25 protein-coding genes are annotated in these 23,716 nt (G+C 69.7%); 9 read left to right on the top strand and 16 right to left on the bottom strand.

Annotated features, from left to right (window positions below):
• Positions 1-120: 120 nt before the first annotated feature.
• Entirely contained in the window at positions 121-1,365 is a 1,245-nt protein-coding gene (locus tag QMG86_RS29450) for a KasA/KasB family beta-ketoacyl-ACP synthase (protein ID WP_281876043.1), read from the bottom strand.
• A gap of 39 nt (positions 1,366-1,404) precedes the next feature.
• On the opposite strand from QMG86_RS29450, the gene QMG86_RS29445 reads away from it, so the two are divergent.
• Complete coding sequence (locus QMG86_RS29445; protein WP_281876041.1) at positions 1,405-1,962, top strand: TetR/AcrR family transcriptional regulator; 558 nt, start codon at positions 1,405-1,407, stop codon at positions 1,960-1,962.
• Between the two features lie 57 nt (positions 1,963-2,019).
• Here QMG86_RS29445 and QMG86_RS29440 read toward each other — a convergent pair whose 3' ends face one another.
• The gene (locus QMG86_RS29440) at positions 2,020-2,406 is read right to left on the bottom strand and encodes a hypothetical protein (protein ID WP_281876040.1); all 387 of its coding nucleotides are present in this window, start codon (positions 2,404-2,406) and stop codon (positions 2,020-2,022) included.
• Between the two features lie 224 nt (positions 2,407-2,630).
• Here QMG86_RS29440 and QMG86_RS29435 point away from each other — a divergent pair, with 224 nt between their 5' ends.
• The 3 genes from QMG86_RS29435 to QMG86_RS29425 all read left to right on the top strand — a co-directional run bounded on the left by QMG86_RS29435 (position 2,631) and on the right by QMG86_RS29425 (position 5,044).
• Positions 2,631-3,860 carry a helix-turn-helix domain-containing protein gene (locus QMG86_RS29435; protein WP_281876039.1) on the top strand — a complete coding sequence of 410 codons (1,230 nt, stop codon included), beginning with the start codon at positions 2,631-2,633 and terminating at the stop codon, positions 3,858-3,860.
• Positions 3,861-4,305: 445 nt separating this feature from the next.
• Positions 4,306-4,794 carry a DNA-directed RNA polymerase subunit beta gene (locus tag QMG86_RS29430; RefSeq protein ID WP_281876038.1) on the top strand — a complete coding sequence of 163 codons (489 nt, stop codon included), beginning with the start codon at positions 4,306-4,308 and terminating at the stop codon, positions 4,792-4,794.
• Between the two features lie 28 nt (positions 4,795-4,822).
• A complete protein-coding gene (locus QMG86_RS29425) occupies positions 4,823-5,044 on the top strand; it encodes a hypothetical protein (RefSeq protein ID WP_281876037.1) in 222 nt (73 codons plus the stop codon).
• 55 nt (positions 5,045-5,099) lie between these two features.
• On the opposite strand, the gene thiC is transcribed toward QMG86_RS29425, so the two are convergent.
• The 8 genes from thiC to QMG86_RS29385 all read right to left on the bottom strand — a co-directional run bounded on the left by thiC (position 5,100) and on the right by QMG86_RS29385 (position 13,095).
• Positions 5,100-6,740: a phosphomethylpyrimidine synthase ThiC gene (gene thiC / locus QMG86_RS29420; RefSeq protein ID WP_281876036.1), complete on the bottom strand. Its 1,641-nt coding sequence runs from the start codon at positions 6,738-6,740 to the stop codon at positions 5,100-5,102.
• A 211-nt stretch (positions 6,741-6,951) separates the two neighbouring features.
• Positions 6,952-7,398 (bottom strand): hypothetical protein, encoded by a 447-nt coding sequence (locus tag QMG86_RS29415; RefSeq protein ID WP_281876034.1) that lies wholly within the window; start codon positions 7,396-7,398, stop codon positions 6,952-6,954.
• A 93-nt stretch (positions 7,399-7,491) separates the two neighbouring features.
• A complete protein-coding gene (gene fahA, locus QMG86_RS29410; protein WP_281876033.1) occupies positions 7,492-8,697 on the bottom strand; it encodes a fumarylacetoacetase in 1,206 nt (401 codons plus the stop codon).
• Positions 8,694-9,890 (bottom strand): homogentisate 1,2-dioxygenase, encoded by a 1,197-nt coding sequence (locus QMG86_RS29405; protein WP_281876031.1) that lies wholly within the window; start codon positions 9,888-9,890, stop codon positions 8,694-8,696. The genes fahA and QMG86_RS29405 overlap by 4 nt, the downstream gene beginning before the upstream one ends.
• A gap of 65 nt (positions 9,891-9,955) precedes the next feature.
• Positions 9,956-10,510, bottom strand: a complete 555-nt coding sequence (locus QMG86_RS29400; RefSeq protein WP_281881184.1) for a TetR/AcrR family transcriptional regulator — start codon at positions 10,508-10,510, stop codon at positions 9,956-9,958.
• A gap of 134 nt (positions 10,511-10,644) precedes the next feature.
• Positions 10,645-11,475: an exodeoxyribonuclease III gene (locus tag QMG86_RS29395; RefSeq protein ID WP_281876029.1), complete on the bottom strand. Its 831-nt coding sequence runs from the start codon at positions 11,473-11,475 to the stop codon at positions 10,645-10,647.
• Between the two features lie 32 nt (positions 11,476-11,507).
• Positions 11,508-12,515: an N-acetylglutamate synthase, CG3035 family gene (locus tag QMG86_RS29390; RefSeq protein WP_281876027.1), complete on the bottom strand. Its 1,008-nt coding sequence runs from the start codon at positions 12,513-12,515 to the stop codon at positions 11,508-11,510.
• On the bottom strand, positions 12,505-13,095 hold the full coding sequence (locus QMG86_RS29385; RefSeq protein ID WP_281876026.1) for a peptide deformylase: 591 nt from the start codon (positions 13,093-13,095) through the stop codon (positions 12,505-12,507). The genes QMG86_RS29390 and QMG86_RS29385 overlap by 11 nt, the downstream gene beginning before the upstream one ends.
• A gap of 171 nt (positions 13,096-13,266) precedes the next feature.
• On the opposite strand from QMG86_RS29385, the gene napA reads away from it, so the two are divergent.
• The 5 genes from napA (at position 13,267) to QMG86_RS29360 (ending at position 17,667) form a co-directional block, all read left to right on the top strand.
• Positions 13,267-13,620, top strand: coding sequence for a nucleoid-associated protein NapA (gene napA, locus QMG86_RS29380; protein ID WP_281876024.1), 354 nt, complete (start codon positions 13,267-13,269; stop codon positions 13,618-13,620).
• A gap of 48 nt (positions 13,621-13,668) precedes the next feature.
• Positions 13,669-14,229, top strand: coding sequence for a LytR C-terminal domain-containing protein (locus QMG86_RS29375; protein WP_281876023.1), 561 nt, complete (start codon positions 13,669-13,671; stop codon positions 14,227-14,229).
• Between the two features lie 161 nt (positions 14,230-14,390).
• Positions 14,391-15,074, top strand: coding sequence for a superoxide dismutase[Cu-Zn] (sodC, locus tag QMG86_RS29370; RefSeq protein ID WP_281876021.1), 684 nt, complete (start codon positions 14,391-14,393; stop codon positions 15,072-15,074).
• 12 nt (positions 15,075-15,086) lie between these two features.
• A complete protein-coding gene (locus QMG86_RS29365) occupies positions 15,087-16,232 on the top strand; it encodes a glutamate--cysteine ligase (protein ID WP_281876019.1) in 1,146 nt (381 codons plus the stop codon).
• 76 nt (positions 16,233-16,308) lie between these two features.
• Complete coding sequence (locus tag QMG86_RS29360; RefSeq protein ID WP_281876017.1) at positions 16,309-17,667, top strand: phosphatase PAP2 family protein; 1,359 nt, start codon at positions 16,309-16,311, stop codon at positions 17,665-17,667.
• A 13-nt stretch (positions 17,668-17,680) separates the two neighbouring features.
• Here the strand turns inward: QMG86_RS29360 and mnhG are convergent, their stop codons facing one another.
• Genes mnhG through QMG86_RS29330 form a run of 6 tightly spaced genes read right to left on the bottom strand, consistent with a single transcriptional unit; the run spans position 17,681 to position 23,711 of the window.
• A complete protein-coding gene (mnhG, locus tag QMG86_RS29355) occupies positions 17,681-18,016 on the bottom strand; it encodes a monovalent cation/H(+) antiporter subunit G (RefSeq protein ID WP_281876015.1) in 336 nt (111 codons plus the stop codon).
• Entirely contained in the window at positions 18,013-18,273 is a 261-nt protein-coding gene (locus tag QMG86_RS29350) for a monovalent cation/H+ antiporter complex subunit F (RefSeq protein WP_281876013.1), read from the bottom strand. The genes mnhG and QMG86_RS29350 overlap by 4 nt, the downstream gene beginning before the upstream one ends.
• Entirely contained in the window at positions 18,270-18,845 is a 576-nt protein-coding gene (locus QMG86_RS29345; RefSeq protein WP_281876012.1) for a Na+/H+ antiporter subunit E, read from the bottom strand. The genes QMG86_RS29350 and QMG86_RS29345 overlap by 4 nt, the downstream gene beginning before the upstream one ends.
• Positions 18,842-20,434, bottom strand: coding sequence for a Na+/H+ antiporter subunit D (locus QMG86_RS29340; protein WP_281876011.1), 1,593 nt, complete (start codon positions 20,432-20,434; stop codon positions 18,842-18,844). Before QMG86_RS29340 ends, QMG86_RS29345 begins: the two co-directional genes overlap by 4 nt.
• Positions 20,431-20,808, bottom strand: coding sequence for a Na(+)/H(+) antiporter subunit C (locus tag QMG86_RS29335; protein ID WP_281876010.1), 378 nt, complete (start codon positions 20,806-20,808; stop codon positions 20,431-20,433). Before QMG86_RS29335 ends, QMG86_RS29340 begins: the two co-directional genes overlap by 4 nt.
• On the bottom strand, positions 20,805-23,711 hold the full coding sequence (locus QMG86_RS29330; protein WP_281876009.1) for a Na+/H+ antiporter subunit A: 2,907 nt from the start codon (positions 23,709-23,711) through the stop codon (positions 20,805-20,807). Before QMG86_RS29330 ends, QMG86_RS29335 begins: the two co-directional genes overlap by 4 nt.
• Positions 23,712-23,716 lie beyond the last annotated feature (5 nt).

The raw sequence follows: 23,716 nt of genomic DNA, 5'->3' as shown, positions 1-23,716 counted from the left end.
CACCCTCGTGCGCGACCGCACGCGGTGTCCTCGGTTGTCTCGCTCGCTCACGTCGATGTCCCTCAGGCCGAGTGGTCGGATGTCCCACGACGTTAGCTCGGCCGGTGCGGTCCTCCGCCGTCAGACCCGGCCGAACGCCAGCGCGACGTTGTGCCCGCCGAAGCCGAACGAATTGTTCAGCGCGAAGTCGATGCGCTGAGTACGCGGCGCGCCGGCGACGATGTCCAGGTCGATCGAGGGATCAGGGTTGTCCAGATTCAGGGTGGGCGGGACGACCTGATCGCGCAGGGTGAGCATGGTGACCAGCGATTCCAGCGCGCCGACCGCCCCGATCGAATGCCCCAGCGCGGATTTCGGCGCGTAGACCGATGCGTCGGGCACGACGGAGGCGATCGCGTTGGCCTCCGAGGCGTCGCCGATGGACGTCGACGTGGCGTGCGCGTTCACATGCTGGATATCGGAAGCCCGCAGACCCGCGGTCTCGATGGCCTTGCGCATCGCGCGGGCCGCCCCGATCCCTTCCGGTTCGGAGGCGACGATGTGGTACGCGTCGGAGGTGATCCCCGCGCCGAGCACCCGCCCGTGCACGGTGGCGCCCCGCCCGCGTGCGTGCCGCTCGGATTCCAGCACCAGCAGCGCGCCCGCCTCGCCGAAGACGAACCCGTCGCGGTCCCGGTCGAACGGGCGCGACGCGCGTTCCGGGTCGTCGTTGCGGGTGCTCATGGCGCGCATCATGGCGAAGCTCGCGATGGGCACGGCGTCGATGTGTCCCTCGACGCCACCGGCCACCACCACGTCCGCTTCGCCGGTGGTGATCAGCCGCCAGGCGTGCGCGATCGCCTCCGAACCCGAGGAGCACGCCGATACCGGCGCGAAAACGCCTGCTCTAGCCCCGATTTCGAGTCCCACGGTGGCGGCGGGACCGTTCGGCATCACCATCGGCACCGACATCGGCGACACCTTGCGGTAGCCGCCGGCGCGCATCGCGTCGACCGCCTCGATCAGCGCGTCACCGCCGCCCAGCCCGGTGCCGATGGACACCGCCAGCCGGTCGCCGTCCACCTCGGGCGCGCCCGCCGAACGCCAGACCCGGCGGCCGAGCGCCAGCGCCATCTGCTCGACGTAGGAGTGCCTGCGCTGTTCGACCCGGGTCAGCTCGGCGCTCGGCTGTGACTTCAGCTTGCCGCCGATGCGGACCGGCAGGTCGTACTCGGCCACGAAATCGTCGGAGAGCGCGCCGATGCCGCTGTGCCCCGCCAGCAATCGGGACCAGGTGGTGTCCATGTCGTCGGCCAGCGACGTGGTCGCCGCGTATCCGGTGACCACGACCGAATCCCGAGTTTCTGAAGCGATTGTTACAGTCACGATGTCATGAATACCTGTACCAATCGCTACAGTCAACTCATGGCCCGCCCCCTCGACCACGCCAAACGCGCCGAACTGCTCGCCGCCGTCGTGCGCTACATCGCCGAGCACGGCCTCGCGGACCTGTCGCTGCGCCCGCTGGCCGCCGAGCTCGGCACCAGCTCGCGCATGCTGATCTACTACTTCTCGACCAAAGAGGAACTGCTCGTCCAAGCGCTGGCGACGCAGCGCCCCGATATCGCGGCCGTATTCGCCGACATCGATGACGCGTCCGAACTGCGCGACCGGCTGTGGAGCTTCTGGACCGCCAACGCCTCGGGCGACGGCCGCACGAGCGTCCGGGTGATGCTCCAAGTCCTCGGCGCGGCCTGCGCGCCACGGAGTCCATACAGTGACTACGCCACCTCGGCCATCGCCGTCTTCGTGTCGGCGCTGGCCGACGGGCTGCGCAACCTCCGAACCATCGATGACCCGGAAGTCGTTGCCACTCTTCTCATCGCGGGCCTGCGCGGCATCCTGCAAGACCGGTTGATCACCGGCGACGTCGAGCGGACCGATCGCGCGGCCCGCCGCCTGATCGAGCAGACGGTGCGCTGACCGTGTTTCCAAGTCCCCTGGGGAGCATCGGGGTGTGGTGGTGGCGCATCTCCCATGTCAAGCGGCAGCGGGTCGGCATGCGCCTCGCTCGACAGGGCGCTCACCCCGCAGGCACGCGACTCCGACGCCGAGTGCAACCAGTCCCACGACGTCGAATGCAGCGACGCGCATCAATCCAGGGCCGACCGGCCCTCCGGCGATCACCAGGACGAGAAAGCCGCCGAAGCTGATGGCGTTGGCGCACACCGCGATCGGGTGCAGCGCGGGACGAAGGATCGCCAGCAGCAAACCGATACCGACGACCGCGAACAGCACGGCCCGATGCCGCAGCACCACCTCGAGATCGCGGTCTGCCGAAGCTATGCCGTAGGCCGCGTACATTCCCTGTGGCGCGGCCGCGCCGATCGCAGGCGCGGTATTGAGCAGCCCCGCGGCGGCCAGCAAGGCCCGCCCCACATGTCGTCGCATGATTCTCCTCGGATCGATGTCCTGCGATCATCACGCTCGGCGTAACCCAGCGCTTTCGAAAACCCGCTACAGCGGTCCGGAGATCGCCCCCATCGCGGGAGTCAGGCCCCGCCAATCGATTTCTGGCGCGTTCCTCCGCCTGCACGATGGGGATCAACAGGTACCGTCGCAGGTGGTAGCCATCGGCGGAGGAGTACGCCATGAACGACATTCCACCGAACGAAGTCGGGCGCAGGCTGCGGGAGATCCGCGCGTGGCGGGGGTTAAGCCTCCAGGTCGTGGCGGGCCTGGCTGGCCTCAGCTTTGGATACCTCGGTCGCCTGGAACGCGGAGAACAGGCGCTGACCAACCGTCACACCCTCGAGGCGCTGGCGCGGGCACTGCGCGTGGCACCTTCGGAATTCAACGGCCGACCATGGGAGATGACAGACGGACCCTCGTCGGAATCTCACGCGACTCTGGTCGCGTTCGAGAACGCATTAGAGGTATGTGAACTGGGCGAGGACTCCGGGGTGCCGGTACGGCCGTGGCCGGAAGTCGCTGCCGACCTCCAGCGCGTGTTCGAGCACCGACAGGCAGCAGACTACGCGGCGCAGGGCAATCTGACGCCGAGACTTCTTGCCGAATTGCACGCGGCCTACGTCCGTCATCCCGAACTTCGGCAGCAGATTCTGGTCGGACTGATCACCTGCTACGACGCGATGGCGTGGGCGACGAAACGACTCGCCGGGCGCGGGCTGCCGTTGCTGGCTGCCAAAGCGGTGCGCCAGTGCGCGGAAGAACTCGAATCACCGGCCCGGATAGGGTTCGGAGTGTGGCTGCGTGGCAGCGTCGCCGGGGAGGTGTCCCGCACCCAGCAATACGACCGATCGGTGGATATGGCGGATCGACTGCTGAAGCATCTGGATGATTCAGAGGTTGTGCAGGTATACGGGATGCTGCATCTGAATGCGGCGCTTGCTGCTGCCGTACAGGCGGATCGAGAGACCGCCAAAACACATCTGGACGAAGCCGCAGCAGTGGCGAAGCGTATGGACCAGCCGGTAGGCGGCTTTGGCGGGTTCTTTTTCGGCAGAGTCAATGTCGATATCTGGCGTTCCTCGATCGGGCTGGAGCTCGGCGACGGGGCACGGGCGGTTGACAGCGCTGTCGATGTCCCGGTTCATGCGATCCCGAGCTCGGTACGGCAGGCCAACTACTACGCAGAGGCGGGCCGGGCGCTATTGATCGAACGGAAGTATCGCGACCGTGGGTTAGCGCTGTTGTTGAAGGCGGAAAAGCTGGCCCCACAAAGGGTTCGGAGTGATTTCTTCGTTCGTGAGGCTGTGGCGAACCAGTTACGGGCTGCGCGTCGAGATGCGGGCGGCCGGGAGTTGCGCGGCCTGGCCTGGCGGTTGGGCATTGCTCCCGAACCGGGACCGAATGGATGATCGAACTCGTGTTTGTCCTTTGAGGGCAAATCCGTTGTGCCCCTGCTCATAACGTCGTCCCCGGCCCCGACGCCGGGGTGAGCCGGTCGATTCCTCATCTCGGCCGCGCCAGCACAGCTATGGCCGCTGGCTGGTGTCGATGCCCTCGGCGTCGGGTGCCTTCCATTCGAATCGCAGGGAGGCGCAGGGGTATGGATGCGAGCAGCGAGCGGGGATTGTATTCGGCGGGAGTGGCCGAGCTGGAACGGATGGCGGCGTATCTGAGAGACCAGTCCATGCCGCTACACGGCTCACCTGCGGAACCGCCCGGCGCGTCGGCGATCGGGTTGCGGTGCGCATCCGTCGCGGGTGCGGAGGCGGCGAGTGATCAAGCCACCATCGAGGCGCGGTGTCCCACGTCCGCGCGCTCATCGTTCGGCGACCACCTCGACACGGGGGTGCGGAGGTGAGCGCGGCAGGCGCGGAGAGTTTCGATCTGGCGACCCCGCACGGGCGGTGCGCGTTCTACAAACTGGTGTGCCAGCTCCCGGCCGAGGTGGAACCGGAAGCCCTCGGCCGCATCGTGGTGCGGGCGGGGTCGATGGTGTGGGGTGTGTCGGTGCCCGAACCGCTGGGCCACGCGGTGGCGGAGCGGTTGCGCAGCGGTGGCAACAGTCTCGGCCCGATCATCTCGCACCCGTCCTCGCGGACCTGGACGTTCCTTGTCCGCCCTGATCTGCCCGACGACCCGCACACGTTCGCGGGGTTGTTCCGCGACCGAGTGAAGGTGATCCGCGACGGCGCGTTGATCGCGCTTCCGTCCCCGGCCGACAGCACCAACGGATACCGGGCATGGATGGAAGCGCCGCGGGACACCTACCGGCCTTCGGGCCGGGTGGTGGTCGATGCGGTGCGCGCGTGCCTGCTCGCGCGAGCGGTTCGGGCGGGTCGATGAGCCGGCACGCGGTGTGGCGGGTGGTGCCGTGACCGGCCCGGGAGGGTCTCCACACCCGGAGGAGCCCGACGTCCACCTGTCGGTGTACCTGCACGATCAGCGGATGGACTTCGCCGCCTGCCTGACCGCCGCCCTGGTGTTCGTGCGGGAATGGAACGCCCACCACCGCCCCGGCGCGGCGACTGTGCTGCCCGGCGACACGACCGGGCTCCCACGCTTGCCCTGCGAACGGCTCTACCTCGAACGCTGACCAGTGATGATCCGGCGTCCCGCCGCCCGCCCCGGTGGCGGGCGGCGGGTGGTCGTTACGAGACGACGGGCAGATAGACGGCGTTGCCGCGACTGGCGAACTCGGCGGACTTCTCCGCCATGCCCGCCTCCAGCGCCTCGACTTCGTTCAGACCCTGACGCTCCGCGTACTCGCGCACGTCCGCCGAGATCCGCATCGAGCAGAACTTGGGTCCGCACATGGAGCAGAAGTGCGCGGTCTTGGCGGGCTCGGCGGGCAGCGTCTCGTCGTGGTATTCGCGCGCGGTGTCCGGGTCCAGCGACAACGCGAACTGGTCACGCCAGCGGAACTCGAAACGGGCTTTCGACAGCGCGTCGTCCCGCTGTTGCGCGTGCGGATGGCCCTTGGCGAGGTCGGCGGCGTGCGCGGCGATCTTGTAGGTGATCACGCCGACTTTCACGTCGTCGCGGTTGGGCAGGCCGAGGTGTTCCTTCGGCGTGACGTAACACAGCATGGCGGTGCCCGCCTGCGCGATGATGGCGGCGCCGATCGCGGAGGTGATGTGGTCGTAGGCGGGCGCGATGTCGGTGGCGAGCGGGCCGAGGGTGTAGAACGGCGCCTCCTCGCACAGTTCCTCCTCGAGCCGCACGTTCTCCACGATCTTGTGCATCGGCACGTGGCCGGGTCCCTCGATCATGACCTGCACGCCATGCGATTTCGCGATCTTGGTCAGCTCGCCCAGGGTGCGCAGCTCGGCGAACTGCGCCTCGTCGTTGGCGTCGGCGATGGAGCCGGGACGCAGGCCGTCGCCGAGGGAGAAGGTGACGTCGTAGCGCGCCAGGATCTCGCAGAGTTCCTCGAAGTGCGTGTAGAGGAACGATTCCCGGTGGTGCGCCAGGCACCAAGCGGCCATGATCGACCCGCCGCGCGAGACGATGCCGGTCACCCGCTTGGCGGTCAGCGGGACATAGCGCAGCAGCACGCCCGCGTGCACGGTCATGTAGTCCACGCCCTGCTCGCACTGCTCGATCACGGTGTCGCGGTAGATCTCCCAGGTGAGCGCGGTGGGGTCGCCGTTCACCTTCTCCAGCGCCTGGTAGATCGGCACGGTGCCGACGGGAACGGGGGAGTTGCGCAGAATCCACTCGCGGGTCTCGTGGATGTTCTTGCCGGTGGACAGGTCCATGATGGTGTCCGCGCCCCAGCGGGTGGCCCACACCATCTTCTCCACCTCTTCGGCGATCGAGGAGGAGACGGCCGAGTTCCCGATGTTCGCGTTGATCTTGACCAGGAACTTCTTGCCGATGATGGTCGGCTCGAGCTCCGGATGCTTATGGTTGGCCGGGATGACCGCGCGGCCCGCGGCCACCTCCTCGCGTACCGATTCCGGCGAGACGCCCTCACGCGCGGCGATGAACCGCATCTCGGGCGTGACGATGCCTTCACGGGCCCAGGCGAGCTGGGTGCGCGGGCCCTTCCCCTCCGGTCTGGTCCAGGTGTCGCGCAGCTTCGGTAGACCGCCTTCGAGATCGATCGTCGCCGTCTCGTCGGTGTACGGGCCGGACGTGTCGTAGACGTCGAAATGCTCCCCGTTGGTCAGATTGATCCGGCGCACCGGAATGCGCAGGTCCTCGACCTCGAGATAGTGCTTGACGCTGCCCTCGATGGGGCCGGTGGTGACGCTGTCGACAGGTGCGGAGACGCCGTCGGGTGCCATTCTTTCCTCCCTACGCCGGCATTACCCGGTCAGGTTCATACGGTCGACGGCCCTGACGCCTTGCGGCTAGCCGTCCTCTCAGCCCGCTGGTGCGAGCCCCCGTTGGTTGTGGAATTTTCCCGCCCGACCATACCCGGCCGTCCCGGACCCGTGCCCGGTGATTCGCGCAGCGGGAGCGAATGGCCAGGCAGCGGCATCGGCGCTTGTCCGGTCAGGGGTCTTCCGCTGTCTCCGGCGTGGCCGAATGGCCCGGTGCGCCATGAGTACGGCGGGCTTCTTTCATCTCGGCTTCGTAGAGGTGGCGGCGTCCGCCGAGCAGTTCCTCCCGGGCGGCCCGCTCGACGTCGCGGAACAGGCCGTAGTAGCCGTCGTCGTATTCCTCGACGACCTGGAATGTCCAACGCCCGGCCAGGACGTTGCGGCCGATCAACTCGGTGGAGATCCGCTCGGCGATGTGCGCGTGCCCGGCCTCGCGGAACAGCTCCACGGCCTCGTCGAGCGCCAGATCAGCCCCGCCGGTCAGCTGGTGGAAGGCGTACAGATGGCCGCGTGCGCGTTCGATGGTCTCCAGGGCTTCGGAGAGTTTGCCGGTGGCGGCCACGGTGACATCGTCGACGCCATCGGGGCGGCGGTGCGCTGCGTGCGGGCGATCGGTCATGACCTCGCTCCTTGTCAGGCGGATGGGGCCGTAGCGGCGGCGTACCCGGATGCCGGCGCGCTCAAGCGCCAGCCGGTTGCTGCTGCGGCGCGGCTATCGTCGTCGCTCCTGGGCGCCGCGACCGGGCGAGTGTGCCGGAACGATGCGCCCGGTGACCTCGCCCAATCCGATCCGGGCCGGACCCGGCCCGGGAGCCGAGGCCGTGATCGTCACTTCGTCGCCGTCCTCCAGGAAGGTACGTTTCCGGTCGTTCACCAGGACGGGCTCGCTGCCGCCCCAGGACAACTCTATGAAGGAGCCGCGCTGGTCCGGTTCGGGGCCGGAGACGGTGCCTGAGGCGTACAGATCCCCGGGTCGCGTGGCGGCGCCGTTCGAGGTGAGATGGGCGAGCATCTGCGCCGGTGACCAGTACATCCGGCGGTAGGGCGGGTACGCGACCGGCTGTCCGTTCCACGCCACGGTCAGTTCGATGTCCAGGCCCCAATGCTCCGTCCCGCGCAGGTAGGGCAGCGGCGCGGGCGACTGCTCGGGCAGCGGTACCCGCGCGGACTCGAGCGCGGCCAGCGGGGTGATCCACGGCGACATGGAGGTCGCGAACGACTTGCCGAGGAACGGGCCGAGCGGCTGGTACTCCCACGCCTGGATGTCGCGGGCGGACCAATCGTTGACCAGCGCGACGCCGAACACCCGGTCGGCGAACTCGTCGATGCCGACCGGCGCGCCGAGCCGCGAGCCGACGCCGATCACGAAGCCGAGCTCCGCCTCGATGTCCAGCCGCCGCGACGGGCCGAAATCCGGCGCGCCGGATTCCGATCGGCGCTGCCCGCACGGCCGCGCCACGTCGGTGCCGGACACCACCACGGTCCCCGCCCGCCCGTGATAGCCCACCGGCAGGTGCCGCCAGTTCGGCAGCAGCGGGTCACCATCCGGCCGGAACAGGCGGCCGAGATTCGTCGCGTGATCGATGCTCGCGTAGAAGTCCACGTAGTCGCCGATCCGCACCGGCAGCCGCAGTGCCACGTCGGACAGGGGGTGTACCGCGGCGCTGTCCACCTCCCCCTCGACCGCCTCGCGGATTCGGTCGCGCACCGCGCGCCAGCGTGCGGGACCCTGCGCGAGGAAGGCGTTCAGGCTCGGTTGGGCGAACAGCGGATCATCCAGGAGCGCAGCCACATCGATGACGTGTTCGCCGAGCCGCACGCCGACCCGGGGACTGCCGCCGGTCGGCGCGAACACGCCGTACGGCAGGTTGTCCGGACCGAACAGGGACTCCGGGGATACCTCGACTCTCGTCCTCACTCGGGGCCCCGCCCGGACCAGGTCCACGCGTAGGTGGTGTCTTCGCAGGCCAGCGCACCCTCGCCGAGTTCCAGCGGGCGGAAGGTGTCCACCATGACGGCCAGCTCGTCGAAGTACTCGATGCCGATGCTGTTCTCGTAGGCGCCGGGTTGCGGGCCGTGCGCGTAGCCGCCGGGATGCACCGACACCGAACCCTGGGCGATCCCGGAGCCCTTGCGCGCCTCGTAGTTCCCGCCGCAATAGAACATCACTTCGTCGGAGTCGACGTTGGAGTGGTAGTACGGCACGGGGATCGACAGCGGGTGATAGTCCACTTTGCGCGGCACGAAATTGCAGACGACGAAGTTGCCGCCCTCGAATGCCTGATGGACGGGCGGCGGCTGATGGATGCGGCCGGTGATCGGCTCGAAGTCGGCGATATTGAAGGTCAACGGGTACAGGCAGCCGTCCCAGCCGACCACGTCGAACGGATGGCTGGCATAGACCATCCGGGTGCCGACGACCTGTCCGCCGGGCCGGTGCTTGACCAGCACCTCCACGTCGGCGCCGGTCGTGGTGAGCGGCTCGGTCGGTCCGTGCAGGTCGCGCTCGCAATACGGGGCGTGCTCGAGCAGCTGGCCGAACTTCGACAGGTAGCGCTTCGGCGGCGTGATGTGCCCGGTCGCCTCGATCACATACGCGCGCAGGGCATCCGGTCCGGTGGGCCGCCAGCGGTGCGTGGTCGCACGCGGAATGAGGACCTGATCACCCTGACGCGCGGGCAGCGCGCCGAACACGGTCTCCACCACCGCCGCGCCGGACTCCACGTACACCAGTTCGTCGCCGATCGCGTTGCGGTACAACGGCGATCCGCCCTTGGCGACGACGTAGGAGATGCGCACATCCGCGTTGCCGAGCAGCAGGCGCCGCCCGGTGACCGGATCGGTCTCGGCCGGGGTGTCGCCGGGGAACAGGGCGTGCAGCCGCAGATGGCGGTGGCGCAGTGGATGATTCGGCGTGGTCCGCTGGTCGGGCAACTCCCAGACCGTCGAATCGACCAGCGCGGGCGGCAGGCCGCGGTGATAGAGCAGCGAGGAGTCGCCGGAGAAGCCCTCCTCGCCCATCAGCTCCTCGTAGTAGAGCCGGCCTTGCTCGTCACGATGCTGGGTGTGCCGCTTCGGCGGTACCGCACCCACTTGCCGATAGAACGCCATGACCGTTCCTCCGCCAGCCCGTGGTCGGATAGTTGATCACCATCGTAGTGCGGCCGGATCGTCTATCAGGCGTTTCGCAGGGCGCGGTAGACCGCGGCCCCGACGAACGCGCCGAGATCCGCCGGTGTCCAGCCGTCCTGGTCCGCGAGCAGCGCGCGCACGGCGCCCTCGCCCGCGGACACCCACTGCTCCACCAGCACCGGCAGCTTGCGCTCGGCGTCGGCGGTGCCCCAGGCGCGCAACGTCGGGCGTAGGAGCTTGGCACAGCGCTCGACCACGAGCGCGCGGCCGCGCCCGAACGACTTCGCCACGGCGGGGTCGGGGTTCCCGTAGACCAGCCGCCAGGCGTCGGGCCTGCTCGCGGCCTTCGTCAGCAGCGCGCGGAATCCCTCGACGAACACGGTCTCGTCCGCGTCCACGTCCCGCGGCGTCACCACCTCCAGCACGCCGCTGACCAGGTAGCCTTCCTCGCGCTGGATCAGCGCCTCGATCAGCTCGACCCGATCGGCGAAGCAGGCGTAGACCACCGGCCTGGTCACGTTCATCCGCTCCGCGATCGCGGCCATGGTGACCGCGGCGATGCCGTGCTCCACGGCGATGGCGAGCGCGGCGTCGAGCACCTGCGGGCGGCGGCGCTCCGGGCCGAGATGCTGCGCCCGCTGCCGTTGTCCCGCGTCGCCGTTCACGCCGAGCCGGGCGCCGGCCGGCCGGTTTCCGCTGCTGCGGCGCGGGAAAGGCGGCTGTGCCGGGCGCGTCACGAGCGCCCGGGTTCGTCGGCGAATTCGGCGATCACCGGAGCGTGGTCGCTGGCGCCCTTGCCCTTTCGCGCCTCACGATCGACCATGGCGTCCGTCACGGTGGCGGCGAGCGCGGGGGAAGCGAGGATGAAATCGATGCGCATCCCCTCTTTACGCGGGAAGCGCAGCTGGGTGTAATCCCAATAGGTGTAAACGCCCGGTCCCGGCGCGAACGGGCGCATGACATCCGCGTATCCGGCGTCCACGACGGCCTGGAAGGCCGCGCGTTCCGGCTGCGACGTGTGCGTCTTGTCGGCGAAGTACTCCACGGACCACACATCGTCGTCGGTCGGGGCGATGTTCCAGTCGCCCACCAGCGCGATCTTGGCCTGCGGGTCCTCGGCCAGCCAGCGCGCGCCGTTGTCCCGCAGCGCGGCCAGCCATTCCAGCTTGTAGGCGTAGTGCGGGTCGCCCAGGGTGCGGCCGTTGGGCACGTACAGGCTCCACACCCGCACGCCACCGCAGGTGGCGCCGATCGCGCGGGACTCGACGACCGGCGTGCTGATCAGCGACTCGCCCGCGTCCTTGTCGAAACCGGGCTGGTCCGGGAAGGCGAACTCGACATCGGCGAGACCGACCCGGGAGACGATCGCCACCCCGTTCCACTGGTTGATCCCCAGATGGGCGACCTCGTAGCCCAGCTCGTCGAAGCGCTCGAACGGGAACTGGTCGTCACGGCACTTGGTCTCCTGGATGGCCAGCACGTCGATGTCCTGGCGATCGAGCCAGTCCGCGACACGGTCGAGCCGGGAGCGGATCGAGTTGACATTCCAGGTGGCGAGACGCACTGCGGCCTTCCTTCGCGGGTGACAGGTCTGTTCTACCGCAGTCCGCCGGGCCCGGCGAGGGGTTCGGGCGCGGCGTAGCGGTAGGCGTGGTGATCGACGAAACCCAGTTCGCGGTACATCGCGACGGCCGCCTCGTTGGCCGCCTCCACCTGGAGATACGCGTGCGTCGCGCCGCGGTCGTGACCCCAGCGCACCAGCTCGGCGCAGACCAGCGAACCGAGCCCGTGCCTGCGGTGCGCGGCGGCGACGGCCACGCAGGTGAGGCCGATCCAGCGTCGTCCGTCCGGGGCGGTGGTGAGCGCGCCGCGGCCGATCGCGATGGGGCGCGGCAGGCCGAGCGAGGCGAAGCCCAGTTCACCGTCCAGGACCGCGGTCAGCACCTCGGGATCCGGCGCGGGAACGGAAATCGGGCGAGCGGCAGGATCTTCGCCGCCGTAGCGGTGCATCCCCAGCCAGTCGTGGTCCGGCGCGGGCGCGATCCGCACCATCGAAGGGCCCTGCGGCAGAACGAAATTGTCGATATCGATGGCCAGCATCAGCGTCTCCCGCCAGCTGTGCCAGCCGGGCGGCACGGGGGCCAGCCGATCGGGCAGCGCGAGCTGCACGGGCAGGCCGTGCGCGGTGTACCACTCGCCGATCCGGCGCAGCGTCTCCGCGGAGACGGCGGCGGGCCCGTCCGAGCTGCCGAGCGGCACAGCCGAATTCGCGCGCCCCGTGTATCCGTGACCCGCGCGTGCCAGCCAGCCGTCGATCCACGCGTGCTCGACGCCCGGCCAGCCATAGGCGGCCGCGGCCTCCAGCGCGCGGATCTCCTTCGTGCGAATCGGCCTGGGGCCCAGGGCCTTCAGCGCGACCACGCGCTCCGGCGCCACCGAGACGACCGTGCCGTCGGCGCCGCGCACGGTCGGCGGGTCCAAGGAGACGAGCTCGCCGATCACGTCGGTCAGCGGTTGGGGATAACCCGCGGGCAGCTGATAGCGCAGCACCACGCGGCGGCCGAGCGGGATATCGGGCAGACCGGCGGCGGGGTCAGTCGTCATGCCCGAACGGATCGGGATCGGTGCCCGGCAGCCAGGTCAGGCCCGGTGTGCCCCAGCCGTTGCGTTTGATCGCCTTCTTGGCGGCGCGCGCGTTGCGGCCGATCAGTACGTCCACGTAGAGGAACCCGTCCAGGTGCCCGACCTCGTGCTGCAGCATGCGCGCGAAGAAGCCCTTGCCCTCCACCTCGATCGGCTCGCCGCGCTCGTCGGTGCCGGTCACCTTCGCCCACTCGGCGCGGCCGGTGGGGAACTGCTCGCCGGGAACCGACAGACAACCCTCCTCGTCGTCGTCCGGGTCGGGCATGGTCTCCGGGAGCTCCGAGGTCTCCAGCACCGGGTTGACCACCACCCCGCGGCGGCGGGTGGCGGCGCCGTCCGCGCCCAGGTCGGGGCAGTCGTAGACGAACAGGCGCAGCGGAACGCCGACTTGGTTGGCCGCGAGGCCCACGCCGTGCGCCGCCTCGAGCGTCTCGTACATGTCCGCGATGAGCGGAGCCAATTCCTCCGGCGATTGCGTGACCCGCTCGGTCGGGTTGTGCAGAACCGGGTCGCCGACGATCACGATCGGGAGGATTGCCATGCGCCAATTATTGCCGTGCGCGCCACGTCACCCCGCCCCGGGTGCCGGGAACTACCGGCAGGTAGGGAACACGCCGCGCCGCGGCCCGGGCGATTCCCGGCGCGCGTGGTTGAATGTTCCGCGACGTACAAGCACCATTTTCGTCTGGTGGTCACTCGGCGAGGGAGCGAGATGGACGGCGCAGCGGCACGGAATCTTTCCGAGAGCCAGGACGGCCTTTCCGCGAGCGAAGAGGTCACGACGGGACACGCCGCGGCCGGACAGGCCGACGACGCCGGACTGAGCCGCCGCGAACTCGACATCCTGGCCTTCGAGCGCCAGTGGTGGAAGTACGCGGGCGCGAAGGAAGAGGCGATCCGCGAGCTGTTCGCCATGTCACCGACGCGGTACTACCAGGTGCTGAACGCGGTGGTCGACCGGCCCGAGGCGCTGGCCGCCGATCCGATGCTGGTGAAGCGGCTGCGCAGGCTGCGCGCGAGCAGGCAGAAGGCGCGTGCGGCGCGCCGGCTGGGATTCCAGGTCTGACCCGGCGATGCGGACCCGGACCCGCTCGGTGCGACTAGGCTCGCGAGGGTGAGCTACCCGAATCCCACCTCCGGTGGGCCACCGTTGCGCGCCCTGGCGATGGTGCTGATCGCGTTGGCCATCGTCTTCGCCGGTCTCGGCGCGATGTCGCTGTCGAGTTCCGACGCCGACACCGACGCCTCGGGAACCAGCGATTCGCCGACCTCCAGCGCGACCGCCGCGCCGCAGGTCCCGGCGAGCACCACCGCGCCCAAGGCGCCGACCTCGGCAGCGGCCTCGTCCGCCGCGGTGACGCCGACCACCACGGCCGCGCCGACCACGTCCGCGGCGGCCCGTTCGGTCCCGGTTCGCGTGCTCAACAACAGTATGGTGGCCGGGCTCGCGGCCAAGACGGCCGGTCAGCTCGCGGCGGACGGGTGGACCATCGCGGAAACGGGCAACTACCCCGGCTCGAATATCGCGAAAACCACTGTCTACTACGGCAATTCGGCTGGCGACAAGGAAGCGGCACAGGCCATCGCGGACGATCTCGGCGCGGCGGTGGCACCCAAATCGGACGCAATCGGGGACACCGGACCGGGTGTAACCGTGATCGTCACGGGTAACTGACCCGTGTAGCCGCTGTTCGTACGCGCGGACCGGCGAACGTGAGGTGAGGGCACGCCGCCCTGTCGGGGGCGCGGCGGCGCGGCGTGGCATCATCTTGTCCGGTAACGAACGTGTCCACCCAGCTTTACTCGTAAACTCGGTACTCGTAAAGGAGTTCCCCGATGGCCCCGTCCACAACTCGACGCCCGTCCTGGCGGACTGTGACCCCGGTGCTCGCGGTCGCGGTGTTCGGCCTCGCCGCCTGCTCGAACAGCCAGGAGTCGAGTGACGTCCAGGGAACCACCCCGCCGGTGTGGACCGGGTCCCCCGCCCCGGCCGGTCGGTCGAGCACCGAGCACGGCACCCCGCACACCGAGGAGGGGGTGAACGTGCAGTTGAAGGACCCCTCGGGCGCGTCGGTCGGCACCGCGAACTTCGCCAAGGACGGCAACCACCTGCAGATCACCGTCGAGGCGCACGGGCTGCGTCCCGGCTTCCACGGCCTGCACGTGCACCAGGTAGGCAAGTGCGAGCCGAACTCCGTCGCGCCGACCGGCGGCCCGGCGGGCGACTTCTTGTCCGCCGGTGGCCATCTGCAGGTCGGCAGCGCCAACGCGCATCCGGCCAGCGGCGATCTGACCTCGCTGGAGGTGCGCGGCGACGGCGTGGCCAAGCTGGTCACCACCACCGACGCGGTGACGCTGGACGACGTCAAGGGCAAGGCCCTGATCATCCACGCCGACGCCGACAACTTCGGCAACATCCCCAACCGTTATTCCCGCGCCGACGGCGTCGCGGGTCCCGATGAGTCGACCCTAGCGACGGGCGACGCGGGTGGCCGTGTCGCCTGTGGCGTGATCCAGTAGCGCGGGTGGCATATGGCCGGGGCAGGAATCGAGCACGTTCCCTTCGAAGGTTCGCCCCGGCCCACCATCGGGGTCGAATGGGAGATCGCCTTGGTGGACAAGGTGACCCGCGACCTGTCGAATACCGCTGCGGCGGTGTTCGATTCCCTCGGTGAGCTGCGCGCCCACGACGGCACGCCGCAGGTCACCAAGGAGTTGCTGCGTAATACCGTCGAACTCGTCACCGGTGTGCACGAGACCGTCGGCGCGGCGGTGGAGGACCTGACCGGCACCATGAACACGGTGCGGCGCGCGGCCGACCCCTTGGGCGTCGACTTGTTCTGCGCGGGAACCCATCCGTTCGCGCAGTGGTCGGCCCAGCAACTGACCCGGTCGGAGCACTACGACGAGTTGATCGAGCGCACGCAGTGGTGGGGCCGCCAGATGATGATCTGGGGTGTGCACGTGCACGTCGGGGTCTCCCACCGCGACAAGGTGTTTCCGATCCTCAACTCCTTGCTGCTGTCGTATCCGCATCTGCTCGCGCTGTCGGCGGGTTCGCCGATGTGGTCCGGGTCGGATACCGGGTATGCCAGCAACCGGACGCTGATGTTCCAGCAGCTGCCGACCGCGGGCCTGCCGTTCCAGTTCGAGAACTGGACCCAGTTCGAGCATTTCGTGCACGACGAGGTCAAGACGGGCGTGTTCACGCAGCTGGGCGGCATGCACTGGGACATCCGCCCGGCGCCCAAGTGGGGCACCATCGAGGTGCGGGTCTGCGACGGCATCTCCACGCGCACCGAACTGGCGGCGCTGGCCGCCCTCATCCATTGCCTGATCGTCGACCTCGATCACCGCGTCGAGAACGGCGAGGACCTGCCCACCCTGCCGCCGTGGCACGTGCAGGAGAACAAGTGGCGCGCCGCCCGTTACGGGCTGGACGCGATCATCATCACCGACGCCGACAGCAACGAGCGTTTGGTCACCGACGACCTGGACGATCTGCTGAACCGGTTGGAGCCGACGGCGGCGCGCCTGGGCTGCGCGGACGAACTCGCGCTGGTCGCCGAGATCCCCAAGCGCGGGGCGTCCTATCAGCGGCAGCGCCGCGTCGCGGCGGCGTCGCAGGGCGATCTGGTCGCGGTGGTGGACGCGCTGGTCGAGGAGCTGAAGCAGTAGCGTCCGGCCGGATAGCGGTCGGCTGCTGTTCAGCTGGTCAGGGGGACGGCGTTCACCCCCCGTTTACTATGGTCGGATGCTTGTCGAATACCCGGGTTCCGAAGTAGGAAGTGCGGTATCGCGCCGTCGCGTGCCGCGAACTCGGGTAGGGGTCGTCGCCGCGGTGGCCGCGGTGCCGGTTCTGCTGATCGTGTTGCAGGGCGTCGCCCTCTGGCAGGGATTCGAAGGCCCCCTGGAGAGTTTGGGGCGGGACTACATCGGCACACCCAAATCGATGTCGGTGCCCTGGGCGGGGCTCGTCCTCGCGCTGGTGGGCATCTCGACCCGCCGCAGGCTGGTCGTGGTGGGTGTCGCGGCGGCCATCGACGTGGTGTGGGCGGGCGTCCGCCTAGTGGCGGGAGCGCCGTTCGCGATCGGGAACGGCCCGGTGATCGTGCTGACCGGGCTGGCGCTGGTGGCCTGGCTGCGCTGGTCCGGCGCCGAACGGCGCGACGCGCTGCACGCGGCCGCGCTCGGCGCGCTGCTGGTGCTGGCCACCAAGGTCGGCGACGTCTGGCTGCACGTCACCGTGATCGGCAGGCCGACCGTGCTCGACGAGTACGTGATCCTGGCCGACCACGCGCTGGGCGATCCGTCGTGGGTGCTCGGCCGGGCGGTCGACGCGATGGGACCGGTGGTCTACGCGGTGCTGCACTGGGTCTACATCGAGCTGCCCGTGGCGGCGATCGTCGTCGCGGTGTGGCAGCTGCGCCGAGTGACGTCGTCGGGCCGGTGGCCGTCGCACTACCTGGTGCGGACCTTCCTGGTGCTCGGCTTGATCGGTCCCTTGGTGTACGTGCTCTTTCCGGTGGTGGGGCCGATGTTCGCGTTCGGGCCGGACGGCAACGGGCTGCAACTGGGCAACTACTGGCCCGGGGTGGTGCCGCCGATCGACCGGAACCCGATGCCGCTGCCGTTCGACGCGGCGGTTCCGCGCAACTGCATGCCCTCGATGCACACCGCGTGGGCGCTGTCGGTGTTCCTGCACACCCGCCGCGACAGCGACGGCGAACCCGCCCCGGGCTGGCTGCGCTGGGGCGGCGCGTTCTGGCTGCTGGCCACGCTCGCCGCCACGCTCGGCTTCGGCTACCACTACGGCGTCGACTTGGTGGCGGGCGCGGTGCTGTGCCTCACCGTCGAATCGGCGTTGCGCGACCCGGAGCGCGGCTGGGGATGGTTCCGGATCCGGTTGGTCGGCTCCGGGGCGGTCGTGCTGGCGGCGTTGCTGCTGTCCTACCGCTACCTCGCCGTGCCGATGGCCGAGTACCCGGTACTCGCGGGCACCGTCGTGCTCGGGCTGCTGGCCGGACTGGCGGCGGCGTTCCACGCGACCTGGTTCGCGGCCGCGCGGCCGCCGCTGCGGGCCGAACGGGAGGTCGAGCCCGCCGCGCGCTGAGTCCGGCACGCGGCTAGTCGACGTCGTCGTCGCGCATCTCGTTGACGCGCAACAGGCCGTCCCGGTGGCGCTGCTCGCGGTAGGCGGTGCGGCCGATGAGGTGGGCGATCACCGGGGCGGTGAGCAGGGTGAACAGCCCCACCAGCGCCAGCGCCCAGACACCGCCGTGCCCGCGCAGCTGGATCGCGGCACCGGCGAGCACCAGGATCAACCCGGTGACCTGCGGTTTGGTGGCCGCGTGCATCCGGGTCAGCGTGTCCGGGAAGCGGACGATGCCGAGCGCGGCGGTCAGCGCCAGCGCAGAGCCGAGCAGGATCAGGGAGCCGGCGAGCACGTGCCAAAGGTTCATTTGTCGTCCCGTACCCGGAATCGGGACACGGCGGCCGAACCGAGGAATCCGACCAGCGCCAGCGCGACGATCGCGGGCACCACGGTGGTGTCGGCGCTGTAGGCCGCCCACACGGCCAGTCCCGAAGCCGCGATGGCCATCAGCGAGTCGAGGGCGACGACCCGGTCCAACGTGCTCGGCCCCAGGACGACGCGATAGGTGGTCAGCAGCCCGGCCGCCGTCAGGACGACGGCGGCGAGCACGGCGACGACGGTCACTCCGCCACCTCCGAGGGTGCGGGCGGCCGGGAGTACGGCCATCCGGTCGGGCGTTCGAAGGCTTCGATCAGCAGGCGTTCCAGCCGCCGGGTGATCCGGAAGAACTTGTCCACGGCCGCGTCGCTGCCCACGTCCAAGACGTGGACGTAGATGACGCAGCGCCTGCGGTCGATCTCCAGCACCATCGTGCCGGGGATCAGGTTGAGCACATCGGTCCAGAGCACCAGCACCAGATCCGACCGCGTGCGGGCGTACACCCGCAGCACTCCGGACACCGGGGTGGGAGCGGGCCGGATCGCGAACCAGGCGACCTGGAGGCTCGACTCCAGCGCGTAATAGGCGCTCACCACGACCAGTTCGAGCAGCGGCAGCGGGTTCAGCCGACCCGACACCGGAACGCGTGGCAGCGGCAACGCCACCATGATCAGGGCGGCGACCACCAGCCCGCCCAGCAGGTTCGCGACGCTCAGATCGCCCCACAGGGCGAGCCAGACCACGGTGAGCCACACGAGGACGCCGACCCGGACGACCGCCTCGTGTCCGCGGCCGCGCCCGGTCTGCTCGACGCTCATCGCGAACCACCCAGCACCGCACCGATGTACACGCCGGGGTCGCGCAGGTCGGCCGCGGCTCGGTCGGCGATCGTCAGGATCGGACCGGCCAGCACCGTCAGGCACAGCCCGACCGCCACGAGCGCCGCGGTGGACAACACCATCAGCGGCGGCATCCGGCCGGGATCGGTGCGCTCGTCGTAGTGCACGTCGGTCGCCTCCTCGATCAGCGTCGGCGGCTTCGCCGCGGTGAGATGACCCTCGGGGGCGTCCGCGCGGGGCCGCCAGAACGCCTTGCTCCATACCCGGGCGACCGCGTAGAGGGTGAGCAGGCTGGTGAGCACCGCGCCCCCGACCAGCAGCCAGGCCAGCACGCTGCCGCGTTCGGCGCCCGCCTGCAAGAGCGCGACCTTGCCGATGAACCCGGAGAACGGGGGTATCCCGCCGAGATTCAGCGCGGGAATGAGGAACAGCACCGCCAGCAGCGGACTGGCCGCGGCGAGCCCGCCCAGCCTGCGCAGCGAGGTCGAGCCGGCCTGCCGCTCGATCAGCCCCGCCACCAGGAACAGCGCGGTCTGCACCAGGATGTGGTGCGCCACGTAGAAGACCGCGCCCGCCAGCCCCGACGCGGTGGCCAAGCCCACCCCGAACACCATGTAACCGATGTGGCTGACCAGGGTGAACGACAGCAAGCGGCGGATGTCGCTCTGCGCGATGGCGCCGAGGATGCCCACGAGCATGGTCAGCAGGCCGCACGTCAGCAGGATCGCGTCGAAGCCGCCCGTGGGGAACAGCAGCGAGTGCGTGCGGATGATCGCGTACACACCGACTTTGGTGAGCAGGCCGGCGAACACGGCGGTGACCGGGGCCGGGGCGGTCGGATAGGAGTCGGGCAGCCAGTTCGACAGCGGGAAGACGGCGGCCTTGATGCCGAACGCCACCAGCAGCACTCCGAAGATCGCCGTGCGGGTGCCCTCCGGCACCGCGCCGAACCGCACCGCGAGCTGGGCGAGATTCAGCGTTCCGGTGGCCGCGTAGGTGAGCCCGATGCCGGTGAGGAAGATCAGCGAGGAGACCATCGACACCATCACGTAGGCCACGCCCGCGCGGATGCGTTCGGTGGTCGCGCCCACCGTGAGGAGCACGAACGACGCGGCGAGCAGGATCTCGAAACCCACGAACAGGTTGAACAGGTCACCGGCCAGGAAAGCGGCCGAAACACCCGCGGTCAGCACCAGATACGTCGGCCGGTAGATGGAGGTGGGTTGCCGCTCGTCGCCGTCGCGAATGTTCTGGCCCGCGCCGTAGAGGGCGACCGACAGCAGCACGATGGACGAGACGAGCAGCATCGCCGCCGAGAGCCGGTCCACCACCAGCGTGATGCCGATCGGCGCCGCCCAATCGCCGACCTGCAACGCGGTGGTGCCGTCCCGGTCGGCCAGGAACAGCAGCAGCCCGCAGATCACCACCACACCGGTGAGCGCCCCGACGATGACCACGCTCTGGATGCGGGGCCTGCGGCCGAAGACGAGCGTGGCCGCGGCGCCGAGCAGCGGAACGAGCACCGGCAGCGGCGCGAGGACCGGCAGCAGGCCGGGGGACAGGCTCACGTCTCCGGGTCCTCTCCGGCCCGCCGCCGGGCGACCTCCGCGTCCTCTTCGTCGTTGGCGACGTCGTCGCTGGTGGTGAGCATGTAGGCGCGGTAGGCCAGCGCGAGCACGAAGGCCGCGATGCCCATGGTGATCACGATGGCGGTGAGCACCATCGCCTGAGCGAGCGGGTCGGCCATCTCCGCGGTGGCGGCCGCCCCCCGGATGGGTGCCGCGCCGTCGCCGCCGCCCGCGGTGAGGATCAGCAGGTTCACCGCGTTGCCGAACAGGATCAACCCGAGCAGCATCTTCGACACGGCGCGTTCCAGGATCAGATACACCCCGCACGCGACCAGGACGCCGATCACGATCAGCAGGGTCAGATTCGCGGTCATGCGCGGGAACCGCCTTTCCTCGCCGGGGGCTCGGCGTCGGCCAGCTCGCTGTCCAGCCGCGCGCCGAGACTGCGCAGCACGTCCAGCACCAGGCCGACCACGATCAGATAGACGCCGAGATCGAACAGCAGCGCGGTGACCACCTTGACGTGGCCGACCACCGGCAGCGAAACCTCGATGATCGCCGAGGACAGCGGCGGCGCGCCGAGCAGCAGCGAGGAGACCGCGGTGCCCGCTGCCAAGGTGAGGCCCGCACCGAGGACATGCCCCGCGTCGACGGGCAGCGCCTCGCCCAGTTCGTAGCGCCCGCCCGCGAGATACCGCAGGGTCAGCGCGAGCCCCGCGGTGAGCCCGCCCGCGAACCCGCCGCCCGGCGCGTTGTGCCCGGAGAAGAAGAAGTAGACCGACAGCAGCATGATGGTCGGGAACACCAGCCGGGTGGTGATCTGCAGGACCATCGACCGTTCGGCCCGGTCGACCAACCGGCCCGCGGGCAGCCAGCTCACCAGTTCCGGGTCGTAGTCGGGAGAGTCCGCCGCGCGCGGCGCGCTGCCGAAACGCCTGCTGCGGAACACCAAGGACGCGACGCCGGTGGCGGCGACGACGAGCACCGAGATCTCACCGAGGGTGTCCCAGGCCCGTAGGTCGACCAGCAGGACGTTCACGGCGTTCTTCCCGCCGCCGAATTCGTAAGCCGCGTCGGGAATCCGGGGCCAGATGGGTTCGGCGGTGCGGGCGGCGACGGCGAAACCGGCCAGAACCGCGACCACCGCTCCGGTCCCCGCGGCCAGCATCGCCCTGCGGAACTTGAACGCGGTCGCGCGGCTGGCCTCGATCCGCGCGGGAAAGGCGCGCAGGACCAGAACGAAGATCACCAGCGTCAGCGTCTCCACCAGGAATTGGGTCAGCGCGAGGTCGGGCGCGCCGTGCAGCGCGAAGATCACGCCACTGCCGTAACCGGTCACGCCGACGACCAGCACGCTCGCCAATCGGTTGCGCAGCACCGTCGCCGCGAGCGCGGTCACCACCATGATCGCGCCGATGGCCGCTTGCAGGGGCGAATCCCACCACCGCAGCGTCACGCCGGTGCGGGTGCCGACGGCGAGCAGGGCGGTCGGCAGGACGATCAGCGTGACCAGGATCGCGGCCTGACTCAGCGGCAGCGACCCGCGCTGTACGGCGCCGGTCATTCGCAGCGAGAGGGTGTCCATCGCGCGCAGCGTGGCGTCGTAGGCGCGGTCGGCGTTGCCCAGGCGCGGGTGCGCCGATTCGACGAAGCGGGTGCGCAGCCGGTACAGCGCGACACCTACGGCGACGATCAGCAGCGTCGTCGCCAATGCGGGGGTGAATCCGTGCCACAGCGCCAGATGCTCGGGCGCGGGGCCGGTCAGCGTTTCGGCGTAGGGACGCAACCGGGCGTCCAGCCACGACGGCGCGAGACCGGCGAGGAGACTCGCGACGGCGAGGAGCGCCGGTGACGCCAGGAACAGCGCGCCCGGCGGGTGCCAGCGGCAATGGTCCCCGCCTTCCGGCTGGTCCTCGGCGATCGGTACTTCGCTCGGGTGGTGAGCGACGGTGGTGGTGCCGGGGGCGGGCTCCGGCGCACCGCGCTTGTCGGCGAAGGCGCCCCAGACGAATCGGATGCTGTAGCCGACGGTCAGCATCGAACCGAGCACCACGCCGGCGAATACCGCGCTGCGTGCGGGGGCGGTGAGCACGTCGGCGTCCAGCACGGCGCTCAGCGCGCTCTCCTTGCCGACGAAGCCGAGCAGCGGCGGGATCCCCGCCATGCTGAGCGCGGCGAGCACCGCGGTGGCGCACAGCACGGGAGCCCGGCGGCCGAGACCGGACAACCGGCGTAGATCCCGCGTGCCCGCACCGTGATCGATGATCCCGACCACCAGGAACAGGCACGCCTTGAACAGCGCGTGCGCGACGATCAACGACACCCCGGCCAGCGCGGCGCCGGGCGTGCCGATGCCGACGAGCACGATCAGGAACCCCAGCTGGCTCACCGTGCCGAAGGCCAGCACCAGCTTCAGGTCCACGACCTGTAGCGCCCGCAGCCCGGCCAGCAGCATCGAAGCCAGGCCGAGGGTGAGCACGAGCGGGTGCCACACCGGATTCTGCGCGAACACCGGCGCCAGGCGGGCGACCAGGTACACACCCGCCTTCACCATCGCCGCCGCGTGCAGGTACGCGCTCACCGGCGTCGGCGCGGCCATCGCGCCGGGCAGCCAGAAATGCAAAGGCACCACGGCTGACTTGGTGAGCGCGCCGACCAGTAACAGCGCCACCGCGACGTCGATCGCGAGCCCGTTCGGTGGATGCGCCCCGGACAGCAGATCCGAGAGCAGATAGCTGCCGCTCGCGGTGCCGAGCACGACGATGCCGGCCAGCATCGCCAATCCGCCCGCCCCGGTCACCAGCAGGGCTTGAATCGCGGACCTTCGACTGGCCGCCTGCTCGGCGTTGTGCCCGATGAGCAGGAACGACAGCACTGTCGTCGCTTCCCAGAACACATAGAGCAGCACCATGTTGTCGCTGGTGACCAGCCCGAACATGGCCCCGGCGAAGCCGACCAGCTCGGCGGCGAACACCCCGAGCCGTGGCTCGTCGTTGTCGAAATACCTGCCGCAGTAGACCAGAACCAGCGCTCCGATGCCGAGCACGAGCGCGCACAGGACGGCCGCGAGCGTGTCGAAACGCAGTTCGATATTCAGTGCGATGCTCGGCGCCCAGGCCAGCCGGACACGCTGTGGCTCGGACCAATTCGCGAGGACCCACCCCAGGCCGCCGAGCGGGATCGCGGCCAGCAGGTAGAAAGCGTTGCGCCCCAGTGCCCGCACACACAGCGGAGCCAGCAAGGCGGCCGCGGCATGGACGAGCAGGATTACGAGCAAACTTC

Source organism: Nocardia sputorum (assembly GCF_027924405.1).
Lineage (GTDB): Bacteria > Actinomycetota > Actinomycetes > Mycobacteriales > Mycobacteriaceae > Nocardia > Nocardia sputorum.
This window is presented reverse-complemented; position numbering and strand designations above follow the sequence as displayed.